This is a genomic window from Kitasatospora sp. NPDC059722 (assembly GCF_042733235.1).
Taxonomy (GTDB): Bacteria; Actinomycetota; Actinomycetes; order Streptomycetales; family Streptomycetaceae; genus Kitasatospora.
In genome coordinates, this window is the sequence record NZ_JBHWGD010000009.1 from 138,934 (window position 1) to 154,188 (window position 15,255).

The 15,255-nt window shown below is 73.3% G+C and carries 17 protein-coding genes; 4 read left to right on the forward strand and 13 right to left on the reverse strand.

What is annotated here, in order from left to right; translation table 11 throughout:
• Positions 1-124: 124 nt before the first annotated feature.
• The 4 genes from ACFV4F_RS08225 to ACFV4F_RS08240 are packed head-to-tail and all read right to left on the reverse strand — an operon-like array spanning position 125 to position 4,415.
• Entirely contained in the window at positions 125-1,099 is a 975-nt protein-coding gene (locus tag ACFV4F_RS08225; protein ID WP_380500963.1) for an alpha-ketoacid dehydrogenase subunit beta, read from the reverse strand.
• Positions 1,090-2,202: a pyruvate dehydrogenase (acetyl-transferring) E1 component subunit alpha gene (pdhA, locus tag ACFV4F_RS08230; RefSeq protein WP_380500964.1), complete on the reverse strand. Its 1,113-nt coding sequence runs from the start codon at positions 2,200-2,202 to the stop codon at positions 1,090-1,092. The genes ACFV4F_RS08225 and pdhA overlap by 10 nt, the downstream gene beginning before the upstream one ends.
• 1 nt (position 2,203) lies before the next feature.
• Positions 2,204-3,943: a 2-isopropylmalate synthase gene (gene leuA / locus ACFV4F_RS08235; protein WP_380500966.1), complete on the reverse strand. Its 1,740-nt coding sequence runs from the start codon at positions 3,941-3,943 to the stop codon at positions 2,204-2,206.
• A 4-nt stretch (positions 3,944-3,947) separates the two neighbouring features.
• Complete coding sequence (locus ACFV4F_RS08240) at positions 3,948-4,415, reverse strand: anthrone oxygenase family protein (RefSeq protein WP_380445933.1); 468 nt, start codon at positions 4,413-4,415, stop codon at positions 3,948-3,950.
• Positions 4,416-4,590: 175 nt separating this feature from the next.
• On the opposite strand from ACFV4F_RS08240, the gene ACFV4F_RS08245 reads away from it, so the two are divergent.
• From ACFV4F_RS08245 to ACFV4F_RS08255, 3 genes are read left to right on the forward strand one after another with little or no spacing between them, the layout of a single operon-like run.
• On the forward strand, positions 4,591-5,592 hold the full coding sequence (locus tag ACFV4F_RS08245) for a beta-ketoacyl-ACP synthase 3 (RefSeq protein WP_380445934.1): 1,002 nt from the start codon (positions 4,591-4,593) through the stop codon (positions 5,590-5,592).
• Positions 5,589-7,247, forward strand: a complete 1,659-nt coding sequence (locus ACFV4F_RS08250) for a methylmalonyl-CoA mutase (protein WP_380500968.1) — start codon at positions 5,589-5,591, stop codon at positions 7,245-7,247. The genes ACFV4F_RS08245 and ACFV4F_RS08250 overlap by 4 nt, the downstream gene beginning before the upstream one ends.
• A gap of 36 nt (positions 7,248-7,283) precedes the next feature.
• Positions 7,284-7,730 (forward strand): cobalamin B12-binding domain-containing protein, encoded by a 447-nt coding sequence (locus tag ACFV4F_RS08255; RefSeq protein ID WP_380500970.1) that lies wholly within the window; start codon positions 7,284-7,286, stop codon positions 7,728-7,730.
• Positions 7,731-7,839: 109 nt separating this feature from the next.
• Here the strand turns inward: ACFV4F_RS08255 and ACFV4F_RS08260 are convergent, their stop codons facing one another.
• The 9 genes from ACFV4F_RS08260 to ACFV4F_RS08300 all read right to left on the reverse strand — a co-directional run bounded on the left by ACFV4F_RS08260 (position 7,840) and on the right by ACFV4F_RS08300 (position 14,084).
• The gene (locus ACFV4F_RS08260; protein ID WP_380445937.1) at positions 7,840-8,625 is read right to left on the reverse strand and encodes a BTAD domain-containing putative transcriptional regulator; all 786 of its coding nucleotides are present in this window, start codon (positions 8,623-8,625) and stop codon (positions 7,840-7,842) included.
• 87 nt (positions 8,626-8,712) lie between these two features.
• Positions 8,713-10,035: an acyltransferase domain-containing protein gene (locus ACFV4F_RS08265; protein WP_380500972.1), complete on the reverse strand. Its 1,323-nt coding sequence runs from the start codon at positions 10,033-10,035 to the stop codon at positions 8,713-8,715.
• A 191-nt stretch (positions 10,036-10,226) separates the two neighbouring features.
• Positions 10,227-10,451, reverse strand: a complete 225-nt coding sequence (locus ACFV4F_RS08270) for a hypothetical protein (RefSeq protein WP_380445939.1) — start codon at positions 10,449-10,451, stop codon at positions 10,227-10,229.
• Between the two features lie 175 nt (positions 10,452-10,626).
• On the reverse strand, positions 10,627-10,917 hold the full coding sequence (locus tag ACFV4F_RS08275; RefSeq protein ID WP_380500974.1) for an antibiotic biosynthesis monooxygenase family protein: 291 nt from the start codon (positions 10,915-10,917) through the stop codon (positions 10,627-10,629).
• Between the two features lie 38 nt (positions 10,918-10,955).
• A complete protein-coding gene (locus ACFV4F_RS08280; RefSeq protein ID WP_380445941.1) occupies positions 10,956-11,273 on the reverse strand; it encodes an antibiotic biosynthesis monooxygenase family protein in 318 nt (105 codons plus the stop codon).
• 3 nt (positions 11,274-11,276) lie between these two features.
• On the reverse strand, positions 11,277-12,026 hold the full coding sequence (locus tag ACFV4F_RS08285; RefSeq protein WP_380497052.1) for an SDR family NAD(P)-dependent oxidoreductase: 750 nt from the start codon (positions 12,024-12,026) through the stop codon (positions 11,277-11,279).
• A gap of 62 nt (positions 12,027-12,088) precedes the next feature.
• Entirely contained in the window at positions 12,089-13,249 is a 1,161-nt protein-coding gene (locus ACFV4F_RS08290; RefSeq protein ID WP_380500976.1) for a methyltransferase, read from the reverse strand.
• Positions 13,250-13,276: 27 nt separating this feature from the next.
• A complete protein-coding gene (locus ACFV4F_RS08295) occupies positions 13,277-13,753 on the reverse strand; it encodes an anthrone oxygenase family protein (RefSeq protein WP_380500978.1) in 477 nt (158 codons plus the stop codon).
• A gap of 1 nt (position 13,754) precedes the next feature.
• Positions 13,755-14,084 carry a TcmI family type II polyketide cyclase gene (locus tag ACFV4F_RS08300; protein ID WP_380445945.1) on the reverse strand — a complete coding sequence of 110 codons (330 nt, stop codon included), beginning with the start codon at positions 14,082-14,084 and terminating at the stop codon, positions 13,755-13,757.
• A 230-nt stretch (positions 14,085-14,314) separates the two neighbouring features.
• On the opposite strand from ACFV4F_RS08300, the gene ACFV4F_RS08305 reads away from it, so the two are divergent.
• A complete protein-coding gene (locus ACFV4F_RS08305; RefSeq protein WP_380500980.1) occupies positions 14,315-15,043 on the forward strand; it encodes a SchA/CurD-like domain-containing protein in 729 nt (242 codons plus the stop codon).
• Positions 15,044-15,255: the final 212 nt, after the last annotated feature.

Consider the following 15,255-nt stretch of genomic DNA (forward strand, 5'->3'; position numbering starts at 1 on the left):
TAAAAAACACACCACCTCTACTTAATTTTGTTTTTTGGTTTTTTTTGTTTTTTTTTTTTCTCCCGCTGCGTGGGGCCCGTGTGCTCCCGCACCCCCCCCCCCCCCTCGGCGCACGCGCGCCCGTTCAGTGCGACAGCGACTGCTCCACGCAGTCCATCACCCGCTCCAGGTCCGGCAGGTAGACGTCCTCCAGGCGGGACGGCGGGTACGGGGTGTCGAAGCCGGTCACCCGCAGCGCGGGCGCCTGGAGGGAGTAGAAGCACGCCTCGGTGATCCGGCAGGCGAGCTCGGCGGCCACGCCCAGCTGGCCGGGCGCCTCGTGGACGGTGACCAGCCGCCCGGTCCGCACGACCGAGTCCCGGACGGTGGGCACGTCCAGCGGCGAGAGCGAGCGCAGGTCGACCACCTCCAGGCTGCGGCCCTCCGCGGCGGCGGCCCCGGCGGCCTCCAGGCAGAGCCGGACCGTCGGCCCGTACCCCACGAGGGTGAGGTCGGTGCCCGGGCGGACCACCTCGGCCGAGTGGAGCGGCAGCGGCGCGCCGGCCGCCGGGTCGACCTCGCCCTTGTCCCAGTAGCGGCGCTTGGGCTCGAAGAAGATCACCGGGTCGTCGCAGGCCACCGCCTGCTGGATCATCCAGTACGCGTCGGCGGGCCGGGCGCAGGTGACCACCCGCAGCCCCGCGGTGTGGGCGAAGTACGCCTCCGGCGACTCGCTGTGGTGCTCCACCGCGCCGATCCCGCCGCCGAACGGGATCCGCACGACGACCGGCATGGCCACCCGGCCGCCGGTGCGAGCGCGGAGCTTGGCGAGCTGGGCCACGATCTGGTCGTACGCGGGGTAGACGAAGCCGTCGAACTGGATCTCGCAGACCGGCCGGTAGCCGCGGAAGGCGAGGCCGATGGCGGTGCCGACGATCCCCGACTCGGCGAGCGGGGTGTCGATCACGCGGTCGCCGCCGAAGTCCTTGTGCAGCCCGTCGGTGATCCGGAAGACGCCGCCGAGGCGGCCGACGTCCTCGCCGAGCAGGACCACCCTGCGGTCGGCCTCCATGGCCCTGCGGAGGCCGGCGTTGAGGGCCTTGGCGAGGGTCAGCTCCATGTGCGCGTCCCTTCCGGTCCGTCCGTGAACTGGTCGAGGAACTCGGTGAGGCGGGCGCGCCCGGCGTCGATCAGCGGGTGCGGTCCGGCGTAGACGTGGTCGAACACGGCCGTCGGCCCGGGGTCGGGCAGGGCGCGGCACTCGGTGCGCAGCCGGACGGCCAGCCGGTCGGCCTCCTCGTCGAGGGCGGTGAAGAACGCGGGGTCGGCGAACCGCTCGTGCTCCAGGTAGGCCCGCAGGCGGGTGATCGGATCCCGTGCGACCCACTCGGCGACCTCGTCGGGGGAGCGGTAGCGGGTGGCGTCGTCGGAGGTGGTGTGCGGGGCCATCCGGTAGGTGACGGCCTCGATCAGCACCGGTCCCGAGCCGGACCTGGCGTGCTCCAGGGCCGCGTCCGTCACCGCGAGCGTGGCGAGCACGTCGTTGCCGTCCACCCGGACGCCGGGGAAGCCGTAGCCGTGGGCGCGCCGGTACAGCGGGACGCGGGTCTGCCGGGAGAGCGGCTCGGAGATCGCCCAGTGGTTGTTCTGGCAGTAGAAGACCACCGGGGCGTCGAACACGGCCGCGTAGGTGAAGGCCTCGTGGACGTCGCCCTGGCTGGTCGCGCCGTCGCCGAAGCAGACCAGCACCGCGCCGTCGGCGCCGTCGAGCCGCAGGCCCATGCCGTAGCCGACGCCGTGCAGGGCGTGGCCGCCCACCACCACCTGGTAGTTGGCCATGCCGGCCCGGTACGGGTCCCAACTGCCGTGGGCGGTGCCGCGCCAGAACCCGAGGAGGTCGATCGGGGGGATGCCCCGGCACCAGGCGACGCCGTGCTCGCGGTAGCTGGAGAATACGAAGTCCTGCGGGCGCAGTGCCCGTCCGGCGCCGATCTGGGCGGCCTCCTGGCCGAGGAGCGAGGCCCACAGGCCGAGTTCGCCCTGGCGCTGGAGGACGGTGGCCTCGGTGTCGATCCGGCGCACCAGCAGCATGTCGCGGTAGAGCGCCCGGTACTCCTCGGGGGTGAGGTCGAGCTCGTGGTCGGGGTGGGCGACCCGGCGGCCGGCCGGGTCGAGGAGCTGCACCGGATCGGGGTCGTGGGCGGGGAAGCGGCTGGTGAGCACGTCAGGCCTCCTGGCCGGGGGTGGTGGCGGCGGGGGTGGCGGCGCCGGCGCGGTTGACGGCGCTGACGGCGGCGGCGAGCGAGGCGCGGACGATCCCGGTGGCGATGCCCACGCCCCACACCGTCCGGCCGTGCAGGGCGCACTCCACGTACGCGACGGCGCGGGCGTTGCTGCCGGCGGCGAGCGCGTGTTCGCGGAAGTCGAGCACGTGGAGGTCCACGCCGATCCCGGCGAGCGCGTCGGCGAAGGCGTCGATCGGCCCGTTGCCGGTGCCGTGCAGCCGGTGGATCGCGCCGTCGAGGCGGACGGCCGCGGTGAGCGTGTCGCGGCCGTCGTCGCCGGTGGCGGTGTTGTGGCTGAGCAGGGCCAGTGGTGCGCGCTCGGTGAGGTACTCGGCGCGGAAGAGCCGCCAGATCTCCTCGGGCGCGACCTCGCCGCCGAGGTCGTCGGTGCGGGCCTGGACGGCCTTGGCGAACTCGATCTGCAGGCGGCGCGGCAGGTCGAGCCCGTGCCCGGTCCGCAGCACGTAGGCGACCCCGCCCTTGCCGGACTGGGAGTTGACGCGGATCACGGCGTCGTAGCCGCGCCCGACGTCCCGGGGGTCGACGGGCAGATAGGGCACGGCCCACGGCACCTCGTCCACCGGCCGGCCGAGCGCCTCGGCCTCGGCGGCCATCGCCTCGAAGCCCTTCTTGATGGCGTCCTGGTGGGAGCCGGAGAAGGAGGTGTAGACGAGGTCGCCGGCGTACGGGTGGCGCGGGTGCACCTCCAGCCGGGTGCAGTGCTCGGCGGTGCGGCGGACCGCGTCGATGTCGGAGAGGTCGATGCCGGGGTCGACGCCCTGGGTGTAGAGGTTCATGGCCAGGGTGACGAGGTCGACGTTGCCGGTGCGCTCGCCCTGGCCGAACAGGCAGCCCTCGACGCGGTCGGCGCCGGCCATGACGGCGAGCTCGGCGGCGGCGACGGCGGTGCCGCGGTCGTTGTGCGGGTGGACGGACAGGCAGATGTGCTGACGCCTCGTCAGGTTCCTGGACATCCACTCGATCCGGTCGGCGTAGTCGTTGGGCGTCGAACGCTCCACCGTCGCCGGGAGGTTGAGGATCAGCTCGCGTCCCTCGTCGGGCTGCCAGACGTCCGCCACCGCCTCGCAGACCTCCAGTGCGAACTCCGGCTCGGTGTCGGTGAAGATCTCCGGGCTGTACTCGTAGCCGAGTTCGGTCGCGTCGCCGAGCAGCTTTCCGGCGTGTTCGAGGACCAGACGGGTGCCCTGCTCGGCGATCGCCCGGCACTGGTCGCGGTCGACGCCGAAGACCACCCGGCGGAAGAGCGGCGCGGTCGCGTTGTAGAGGTGCACGGTCGCGCGCCGGGCGCCGGCCAGCGACTCGACGGTCCGCCCGATGAGGTCGTCCCGCGCCTGGGTGAGCACCGAGACGGTCACGTGGTCGGGGATGGCGTCCTGCTCGATGATCGAGCGGACGAAGTCGTAGTCGGCCTGCCCGGAGGCCGGGAAGCCGACCTCGATCTCCCGGTAGCCCAGCGCGACCAGCAGGTCGAACATCCGGCGCTTGCGGGCCGGTGACATCGGGTCGATCAGCGCCTGGTTGCCGTCGCGCAGATCGGTGGAGAGCCAGCGCGGCGCCCGGGTGATCCGGCGCGAGGGCCAGGTGCGGTCGGGCAGGTCCAGCGGGACGGCGGGCCGGTAGCGGCCGAGCGCGAGGGAGCGGCGGTAGCGGGATTCCATCGGTTCAGGCCCCCCAGGTGACCGCGACCGCGTTGCCCACGAGGGCGACCATGGCCAGCGCCGTCCGCAGGTGGTGCCAGTCCCGCCACAGCGGCCGCGGATCGCGCCAGCCCTCCGGCACGGCACCCGACTCGACCAGCTTGACCTGGCGGTTGATCGGCACGTTGCAGGCCCGGGAGACCACCGCCACGCCGGCCAGCGCGAGGCCGGCCAGAACGGTGAGCACCCGGATCCAGGCCCGGTCGGCCGTGCCGCCCAGCGCGAAGTCGGCCAGCCCCGCGGAGATCACGATGATCGGCATGGTGGGGTCGTAGTGGCGCCCCAGCAGCTTGTGGATCTCCACGTACCGGTCGACGGAGAGCGCCATGGCCGTGGGGATGACACTGATGGCCACGGCGAAGAAGACCCCGGAGACGATGCCGCTGCCCAGCAGGGCCACCAGCCCCAGACCGTGGTTGACCAGGTCGTTCACGTTCGTGCCTCCTCGCGGCTCGCGGGCTCTTGCCGCTCACCTTGGCAAGGTGCGCTCGGACCGTCCTAGAAGGACCCTGAACGGCCCCGGCCGCTTCAGACGTGCTCGATGCACCGTGGAGGGCCACCGGCGACGATCCCTCCACGGATGGCTGTGCCGAGAGGAGCTGAGTGGTGTGTTGAGGGCGGGAGGCCGGGCCGGGCCGAGGTACGGCCGGATCATCGGGGTCGGCGACTACCGGCCGCGCCGGGTGGTGGACAACCGGGAGGTGTGCGAGGCGATCGACTCGACCGAGGAGTGGATCGAGTCGCGCTCCGGCATCCGGCTGCGCCGCTTCGCCGAACCGGAGGAGACGCTCGCGGTGATGGGCGCGGCGGCGGCCGCGAAGGCGATCGCCGCGGCCGGCGTGGACCCGCGCGACATCGGCCTGGTCATCGCGGCGAGCACCACCAACCTGGTCTCGCTGCCGCCGCTCGCGGTGGACGTCGCGACCCGGGCCGGCGCGGTCGGCGCGGCCGCCTTCGACCTCAACGCGGCCTGCGCCGGCTTCTGCTACGCGATCGAGACCGCCGCGGCGATGATCAGGACCGGCACCGCCGACCACGCCCTGGTGGTCGGCGTGGAGCGGCTGACCGACCTGGTCGACCCGGCGGACCGGCAGATCGCCTTCCTGCTGGCCGACGGGGCCGGCGCGGTCGTGCTCGGCCCTTCCGCCGAACCGGGCGTCGGCCCGGTGGTCTGGGGCGCCGACGGGCGGCAGCTGGACGCCGTCGTGATGAGCGGCTCCTGGGGCGACCGCCTGCGCGACCCGGCCGCGCCGGTGCCGGTCATGCGGATGGACGGCCGCCGGGTCTTCCGCTGGGTGGTGGACGAGATGGTGGCCGTCGCCCGCAGGGCGGTGGCCGAGGCCGGGATCACCTTCGCGGACCTGGCCGCCTTCGTCCCGCACCAGGCGAACATGCGGATCACCGACGTGCTGGTCGGCGAACTCGGGCTGCCCGGCCACGTGGTGGTGGCCGACGACATCGAGACGGCCGGCAACACCAGCTCGGCCTCCATCCCGCTGGCGATCGAGCGGCTGCTCACCACCGGCCGGGTCGAGTCCGGCTCGCTCGCGCTGCTGATCGGCTTCGGGGCCGGACTCACCTTCGCCGCGCAGGTGGTGAGACTGCCGTGACGGAACCCGCTTCCACCGGACCCGCTTCCACCGAGCCCGCTTCCACCGGATTCGACGTCGCCGGACCCGACGTCGCCGAACCGGTCTTCACCGAGTCCGGGCTGCCGGTCAAGCCCTGCTACGGCCCCGGGGACCTGCCCGGCGAGCGCGCCGCCGAGCTGCCGGGCCGGGCTCCGTTCACCCGTGGCACCCGGGCCGGGATGTACCGTGAACGGCCATGGGCGGTACGCCAGTTGGCCGGGTACAGCACCGCGGACCACACCAACCGGCGGCTGCGCATGCTGCTGGACTCCGGGGCCACCGCGGTCAACACCGTCTTCGACTTCCCGACCAACCGCGGCTACGACAGCGACGAGCCGATCGCCCGCGCGGACGCCGGCCAGGGCGGGGTCGCGATCGACGGCGTCGAGGACATGCTCGCCCTGTACGACGGGATCCCGCTCGACCGGGTGAGCGTCTCGCTGGTGCTCTCCCACCCGGTCGCGGCCGGGGCGGTGCTCGCCTTCTACCTGGCCGCCGCCGAGCGGCGCGGGTACGCCTTCGCTGACCTGCGCGGCACGCTGCAGAACGACTTCATGATGGAGACGGTGGTGCTCACCGCGCCGAGCGTGCTCGAGCCCGCGTTCTCCTTCCGACTGTCGACGGACGTCGTGGAGTTCTGCCTCCAGCAGGTGCCGCGCTGGAACGCGATCAGCTACACCGGCTACAACTACCGCGAGGCGGGCGCCGACGCGGTGCACGAGGTCGCGCTGGTCGTGGCCCACGCCGTCGCGACGGCCGAGGAGATGGTCCGCCGGGGCCACCCCGTGGACTCCTTCGCCGGCCGGCTCACCGCCTTCTTCAGCGCGGACAGCGACTTCTTCGAGGAGGTCGCCAAGTACCGTGCCGCCCGCCGGGTCTACGCCAGGGTCTTCGAGGAGCGGCTGAAGGCGGCGGACCCCCGCAGCCTGATGCTCCGCTACCACGTCCAGACCGCCGGCTCCGCACTGACGGCGCGTCAGCCGCTCAACAACATCACCCGGGCCGCGTACCAGGCCCTCGCGGCGGTGCTGGGCGGCGCGCAGTCGCTGCACGTCAGCGCCTACGACGAGGCGCTGTCCATCCCCTCGGAACAGGCGGCGCTCACCGCGCTGCACACGCAGCTGATCCTGCGCCACGAGACGGGCGTCGACCGGACCGCCGATCCGCTGGCGGGCAGCTACTACGTCGAGCACCTGACCGACGAGATCGAGCGCCGGGTCGGCGTCCTCCTGGACCGGATCGACGCGATGGGCGGCCTGGTCGCGGCCGTCGACCAGGGCTGGGTGCACAAGCAGCTGACCGGCCGCGCGTACGACCGGCAGCTGGAGCTCGACGACGGCAGCCGGACCGTCGTCGGCGTCAACCGCTTCCGGGACGAGGACGAGCCGCTGCGGATCGAACCGTTCCGGGTGCCGGCCACCATCGAGGCGCAGCGCCGCCGCCTGGCCCGCGTGCGGGCGGCCCGGGACGCCGGGCGGGTGCGCACGGCGCTGGAGCGGGTGCGCGCGGCGGCCGTCGCGGGCCGCAACACCATGCCGGGACTGCTCGACGCGGCACGGGCCGGGGCGACGCTCGGCGAGTGCTGCGACGTCTTCCGCAGCCTGCACGGCGGCTGGCACCAGCCGCTCATCTGACCGGACGTCGGCTCGACCCAAGAGGAGGAAGCACGGATGGAGCGCATCCGCGTGGTGATGGCCAAACCCGGCCTCGACTCGCACTACCGCGGCGTCATGGTGGTCAGCCGCCACCTGGTGCAGCACGGGATGGAAGTGGTGTACCTCGGCAACCAGCTGCCGGAGCAGATCGTGCAGGCCGTGCTGGCCGAGGACGCCGACGTGCTCGGGCTGTCCAGCCTCTCCGGGAACCACCTCGCGCTGGTGCCACCGGTGCTGGAGGGGCTGTCCGCGCTGGGCCTGGAGGACGTGCTGGTGCTCCTGGGCGGGATCGTCCCGGCCGAGGACGCCGACGAGCTGCGGGCCCAGGGAGTGGGCGGGGTGTTCGGGCCCGGCACCGACCTGGCCTCGATCGTGCGGGTGATCCGCGAGCACGTCGCGGGCCGTGACGCTGCCTCCGTCGCGGGCCGTGACGCTGCGCTCGCCGTGGGGCGGAGGCCGTAGCGGCCCGGACCGACCCGTGGACGGGAACCGGCCGGCCGGGGCTCCGGCGGAGTGCCCTGGCCGGTCGCCGACCGCCGTCGGCCGATCAGCGCATCGGAATGACGTTACGTCAGAAGGTCGGCTGCAAAGTGCTGTTGAGAATGTCCTGCTGGGCGCGCTGCATCGCCAGGCCGGGTTCGAGGCCCAGCTCGTCGCGCAGCCGCCGGCGGTAGGACTGGTACACGTCGAGCGCCTCGCCCTGCCGGGACGAGGAGTGGAGCGCCATCATGAGGCGGCTGTGGAACCACTCGTGCAGCGGGTGGGCCACCACGAGCGTCTTGAGCTCGGAGACCAGCTCGCGGTGCAGGCCGAGCCGCAGGTCCGCGTCTATCCGCATCTCCAGGGCGTTCATCCGTTCCTCCTCCAGGAAGGTCGCGTGGCACTGCAGGACCGGCCCGCACACGACGCCGCCGAAGACCGGCCCCTGCCACAGGTCGAGCGCCTGGTGGAGCACCTCGGACGCCCGCTCCGGCCGGTTCGTCTCCAGCGCGTGCCGGCCCTCGCGCACCAGGGCCTGGAAGCGCACCAGGTCGAGGTGGTCGGGATCGGCGGACAGGACGTAGCCGGAGGGCTCGGTCCGCGTCCGGATGATGCTCTCGCGGTCGCGGCCGTCGCTCCCGAACGACTTGCGGAGCTGGTAGATGTAGGTCTGCAGGGTGGCGGTCGCACTGGTCGGCGGATTGTCCTGCCAGAGTTCCTCGGCCAGCGTTTCGGCCAGCACCAGCTTGTTGGCTCTCAGCAGCAGGGTGGCCAACACCCTTCGGAGTTTCGGGGCACTGGGCGTCCGGTCGATTTCACCGTCCCGGGCGGCGAGGGTCCCGAGTACCGAATAATCCATTGCTCCCCCTGTTTTCATGTGGTGAGGGTTTTGGTTTTCCCGGGAAATCCGGGGACTCCGGGGGAATTCGGGGGAATCCCCTCGGAGCCGGGACCAGGACGCGTTTCAGTTCGGCGCGGTCCGGTCCAGCTGGTGGCCTTCCACCCAGATCCGGGCCGCGGCCCGGAGGGCGGCCTCGCGGTCGGCCCGCCCGTTCCGGGAGCCGTCGCCGCCGGGGCGGGCGGGAAGCAGGCCGACGGCCGCGCTGCGGCCGGCGGTCACGGCGGGGTGGCGCAGCGCGAGCGCGGTCAGGGCCTGGCCGGGGCCGGCCTCGACCAGCAGCAGGCGGTGGTCGGCGAGCAGGCGGTCCAGGGCCGGGCCGAAGAGCACCGGATCCGACATCTGCCGGGCCCAGAAGCGCGGACGGAGCGCCTCGTGGGGGCGGACCGGGGCGGCGGTCGCGGAGGAGTACACCGGCAGCTCGGGCGGCCGCAGGGCGACCGCGGCGAAGGCCGGTTCGAACAGCTCGGCGGCGGGCACGGCGTGCGGGGTGTGGAAGGGCTGGCGGATCCTCGTCCGGCGGGCCACGAAGCCGGCCAGCCGCAGGTCGTGCTCCAGTGCCGCCAGTGCCGCCGCCGGGGCGCCGAGGGCGGTCTGGCGGGGGCCGTTGACGACCGCGACGCTCACGTCGCCCACGGCGAACGGGGCGAGCTCGCGCGCCGAGGCGGCGACCGTGACCAGCCCGCCGGGGACCACCGGCGCGTACGTGTGGGAGCGGGCGGCCATCAGCCGGGCGCCGTCGCGCGGCCGGAGCACCCCGGCGACGGTCGCGGCCACCAGCTCGCCCACGCTGTGGCCGAGCACGGCCGCGGGCCGCAGGCCCCAGCCGGCCAGCATCCGGGCGAGCGCGTGCCCCACCGCGTACAGCAGCGGCTGGCCGAGCTCCCCCTCGTCGATCCGGCGTTCGGGGTCCTCGGCCAGCCAGGCCTCGCGCAGCATCGGGCCGGTGGGGCCGACGGCGGTGAAGAAGTCGTCCATCGCGGCGCTGAACGCGGCGTCGTGGCCGTAGAGCCCGGCACCCATCCGGGGGTGCTGCGAGCCGTGGCCGGGGAAGAGCAGGCCGACCGGCCGGGGCGGCTGCCGACGGGTGTCCCGGCGCAGCGCGCGGTCCGTCCGCAGGAGCTCGGCGGCCTCCCGGACGGAGGAGGCCACGAGTGCTCCGCGCACCGCCCGGTGGGCGGGCGGGATGTCGGCGAGGCGCCGGGCCGCGTCGTCGGCGATCCCGTCGATCCTGCCCGGGCCGTCGGGGGTGTCGGGGCGGTCGGGGGCGTCCGGGCCGTCCGGGGCGGCGGCTGCCAGCCGGTCGGCGAGTTCGGTCCGCGCCGTTTCCTCCGCCCGTTCGTCGGCTCCGGCCCAGGCGATGATTCGAGGCTCTGCGAGGTCGGACATCGGTGCTCCTTCGGCGGCCGCTGGGCTCGGCAGCAGACAATTCCACCGCCTGCTCGTGCATGTCCAGTGCTGTGCTGGCCGAATCCAAATGTTCGGCGGATTTTTCCGGATTCGTTTTCCACGGCCGCGGGCCGCCGGAATTCCTACTCGCGGGTTCGCCCGCGGTTTTGCCCGCGGGTGTCCGTGCGCGGTCAGCGGAGCCGTTCCACGAGCTCTTCCCACAACCGTTTTTCGGCCCGGCTGAGCCGGCCGTTGTCCGGCGGCCGCCGCGCGCTGCCGTCCGGCGGCGGGGAGAGGTGCCCGCCCGGGTCGAACGGGCCGTAGAGGCCGCCCGTGATGCGCAGGGCCAGGGCGAGCGTGCGGACCGCCGCCGAGGCGATGCGCCGGGCCCGGCACCCGTCGGCCGGTGGAGACATGGCACTTCCCTTCGGCGGCGGCGCGGTGGAGGGGAACGGGTGTCCGGGCGGCCGGCGCGCAACAGTGTCCGGTGCACAACGGCGGCCGGCGCGCAACAGTGTCCGGTGCACAACGGCGTACGGCACCGCGGACGGGGAGGGTCCGCGGTGCCGGTGGGCGCCCGGTGACGGGCCCTCAGTAGGCGGCCCGGACGGTGTACATCTCCCAGGGGCGGGAGCGGGCGGCGTCCTGGTACGGGCGCAGCGGCGAGGTCTGGCCCTTGTGGTCGGGCCCCTCGTCCCAGCGCTTGAAGGCCTCGGCGCTCTCCCACTCGCTCATCACGGCGAACGCGCCGTCGTCGATCAGCGAGCGGAGGAGCTCGTTGCCGAGCAGGCCGGGGGTGCCGGCCAGGTCGCCGCTGATCCGGTGGTAGGCCTCCTCGATCGCCGACTCCTGCTCACCGGAGGGGACTTGGCAGAAGAGCATGATCCTCACCCGTCCCGTGGTCGGTGTCCGGCCGGTGGTCACCGCTTCTCCAGGGCGTGCAGGACCGTGGTGGTCCACATGGCGCCGCCGGACCGGAACGGGTGCAGCCGCTTGCGGTGGTCCAGGTGCTGGTCGCTCGACTCGAACTCCCGGAACCTCGGCTCGTCCACCCAGTCGCTGACGATGAAGTAGAGGCCGTCCTCCTCCTCGCTGCGCATCAGCCACTGGCCGAGGTTGGCGGGGTGGTCGGTCACGGTGGACCCGATCTCCAGCCAGGTGCGCTCGAAGTCCTGCTCCAGCTCGGGCTTGATCTCGGCGCGCAGCAGCACCCGGAAGACCTTGGATCGCTCGGCCACGGCTCAGATCCCCCCGTCCACGTGGATGGTCTCGCCGGTCACGTACGCGGAGAGGTCGCTGGACAGGAAGAGCACCGCGCCGGCGATCTCGTCCGGGGTGCCGAGCCGGCCGAGGCCGGTCAGGCCCTGGTAGCGGGACTTGACCCGGGCCACCTCCTCCGGCGGCGCGGTCTCGAACTCCTCGGTCTCGATGACGCCCGGGGCGACCAGGTTGACCCGGATGCCCTTCGGGCCGAGCTCCTTCATCAGCGAGCGGGTCAGGCCGATGAGGCCGGCCTTGGACGCGGTGTAGTGGGCGCGCAGCGGGATGCCGATCACCGCGGCCCGCGAGCCCACGGTGATCACCGAGGAGCCGGCCGACAGCAGCGGCAGCGACTTCTGGATCACCAGGAACGGGGCGGTGAGGTTGGTGTCCAGCACCCGCCGCCACTCCTCCAGCGGCAGCTCGGGGAAGGGGACGTGGCTGATCACGCCGGCGTTGTTGACCACGACGTCCAGCGCGCCGAAGCGCTCCTTCGCGGTGGAGACCAGCCGCTCGACGTCCTCCGGCACGCTCACGTCGGCCTGGACGAGGTGGTGCTCGCCGCCGGTGGCGGCCAGCTCCCCGCGCAGGCTCTCCACGGCCGGGCTCTCGGTGCGGTAGCAGGCGACGGTCCGGGCGCCGGCCCGGGCCAGCGCGAGGACGATGCCGCGGCCGATGCCGCGGCTGCCGCCGGTGACCAGGATCCGCTTGCCGGTCAGATCGATGCTCATGACGCTCGGGTGCCTCATCTCTTGGTGTCGGGTGTGTCGTCGGTACGGGGTGCCGGGGCCGCTCAGGCCGCCCGGCCGGACCGGGCCCGGGGGAGGGGCCGGGCTTCGAGGACCGCCCAGCGGCCGGTGGCGGGACGGTTGGCGAGGGCGAAGTCCGCGGCGGTCAGCAGGTCCTGCCACTCGCGGAGGGTGCGCTCGCGGCCGCCGAAGCGGAGCATCATGTCGACGTCCAGGAACTTGCCCTGGTCCCACTCGTTGGGACCGGCCACCACGTGGTCGAGGACCAGCAGCCGGCCCTCGGCGCGGTCGCCGAGCGCGTCGCGGACGCCCCGCAGGATGCGCACGGCGTGCTCGTCGTCCCAGTCGTGCAGCACCTGCTTGAGGAGGTAGGCGTCGCAGTCGGCGGGCAGCGGGTGGAAGAAGCTGCCGGGGACAATCGAGACGCGCTCCCCGACCCCCGCCTCGGCCAGGTGGTGTGCGGCGTCCTTGACGACGTGCGGCCGGTCCAGGAGGACCCCGGTGGCGCCGGGCACGGCGTTCAGGACGGCGCTCAGGAAGAAGCCCTGGCCGCCGCCGATGTCGGCGATCCGCGAGAAGCGGGTGAAGTCGTACTGGGAGGTGAACAGGTGCGTGGTGGACCGGCTCATCTGCGTCATCGCACGGTCGAACAGGGCGCCGGTGCCGACGGGTTCGGTGCCTTCCCCGGCGGCAACGTCGTCCTGGGCGGCGCCGGTGTCCTGGGTAGCGCCGGTGTCCGTGGTGCCGGTGTCCGCGGCGCCGTCCCCGGCGAAGAACGGGCGCCCGAAGACGTGCTCGAACGCCGGGCGGCCCGTGCGCACGGTGTGCAGGATCTCGCCGTACGGGCGGCGCACCGACTCGGAGCCGTTGTAGAGCACCAGGTCGCGCACCCCGAACGGGATGTCGCTGCGCAGGCCGACGGTGAGCTCGTTCTCCGCGAAGCGGCGGTCCTCCTCCTCCGTCACCAGCCCGAAGGCGGCGGCGCAGCGCAGCACGCGGTAGAGCGACTCCTCGTGGCTGTCGGTGAGCCCGGCCAACTCGGCCACCGTCCGCGGGTGGTCGGCCAGCAGGTCGGCGATCCGCAACTCGGCGACCACGTGCAGGACTTCGCTGATCCGCCGGCCGTTGGTGAGCAGGATCAGCCGGACCGGGGCGGGCAGCGACCGCGCGTCGGGCGGGCCGCCGGTCACCGTGTCAACGCTCATGGGGATCCTCTTCGAATCGATCGTGCGTCAGTTGGCGTGCAGGAGCAGGCCGGTGTTCAGGACGAGCACCGCGAGCGCGGCCAGGACCAGCGCGGTACGGACCCGGTTCCAGTTGCTCCACCGGACCCTCGGGTCGATCTCCGTCCAGTTGTCCGGCAGCGCCTGCGGGTCCACGGTGGCGATCCACCGGTTGATCGGGACGTTCTTGGCGAGCGAGACCACCATGGCGCCCACCAGCAGCAGCGCGCAGAGCCCGAAGAGCGCCGCGGTCAGGGCGGTGCCGGTCACGAGGGCGAGTCCGACGTCGCAGATCAGCGCGGCCACCATGCAGGCCGGCATGAACGGATCGAACCGGGTGACCATGAACTGGTGGGTGATGACGTACCGCTCGGTCGGGAGCGACAGCAGCAGCGGGGCGCCGCCCAGCACGGCGATCATCAGCCCGCCCGCGGCGAGCCCGTTGCCCAGCAGGGCGACCGGCAGCAGGATGCGCAGGGCCTCCATCTCAGCCGCGCTGCCAGGTGTAGAACGGCTGGGCCATCGCGTCCTTGGGCTCGGCCCACGCCGGGTCGTACGGCCGCATGTACTCCGCCAGCCGGTCGTGGATCTCCTGGTACAGCGGGTGGCTGCGGGCCTTGTAGAGGTCGGGGGTGATGTCCGCCTGCGACTCGACGAGGTGGAAGTACAGGTCGTGGAAGCGGAACAGGGTGCGCCGGGTGGCGCCGATCAGGTGCGGCAGCTCGGTGGCGTCCGACTCGGCGAAGATCCGGGCGACCTCCGGCGCGTCGGCGGGGTCCATCCGCGCGACGATCAGCGTGCGGTCCGACTTGGGCATGCCTTCTCCATCCGTGGGCCTTCGAGGTGGATCGACGCCCCATCGTGGCGATCGGACCTCCGGGACAACTGGAGGATCACTGAAGATTCTTGACGGCGAGTCAGCTCGGCGGAGTTCGTGACCGGCCGATGCGTTCCGCCGCCGGGCCCTCCCAGCGGTCCTCGATCCGGCGTGGACCGCGCGCGGGCATCATGCGGCCCGGACCATCCCAGCAACCCGGAGGCGCGGCCATGGCATTCATCGCGATCGGTTACAAGGTTCGGCTCGGACACGAGGAGGAGATCGCGGAGATCTTCGCCGAGGGGAGCTTCCGCCGGGCCGACTCGGCGGAGTACCGGGACGAGGAGGGGCGGTCGGCCGGTCGCAACGTCTCGACCGGGCTCTTCATCGAGGGCGAACTCATGACCCGCGTCGTCCAGTTCGAGGGGGACCTGCGGCAGATCGGCCGGCACATGGGCGGCCAGCAGGGGGTCAAGGAGGCGGAGCGCAAGCTCGGCCCGTACCTCCAGGTGCCGCGCGACACCGAGACCGTGGAGGGCTTCCAGCAGTACTTCCAGAACGCGCTGATGACCTGCGTGTTCCAGGAGTTCCGCGAGGAGCGCTCGGCGCAGCTGGCGGCGTGGACCCAGCGGATCGCGCCGGGCGCCGACGAGGACGAGATCGGCGCCGTCTTCGAGCGGGTGCAGGGCGAGGTGCTGCGCAAGCCGGCCGAGGACGGGGACCCCTTGATCGCCTCGGTGGCCTTCGTCAAGGACGAGCACCTCGTGTGGGCGGTGCAGTACGACGGGGAGTTCGACGCCGTGGTCCGCCGGCTGCACGCGGACGGGCTCGCCCCGCGGACAGAGGGCGCGCTGCGCCCGTTCCTGGCGGGTGCGCGGGACGCGGGTCAGGGGCTCTTCGGCGCCGCGGCCATGCGACGACTGCAGATGCTCTCGGCGGACGTGCCGCCCGCGGGCTGAGCCGCCGCGGGAGGCCTTGGGGCCGGGACGCCGTGGGCCCGGGGCGCCTGGGGCCCGGGGCGCCGTGGCCCCGGAACGTCCTGGCCCCGGGGCGCCCGTGGCCCCGGAACGACGGTGGTGGGGGGGCGGCCGGGGGCGGCGGCGCACCCACCACCCGGGGCGGCGCGGGGCGGGCCCGCGCCGCGCCCCGTGGGGGCGCGGCGGGGGCCCGC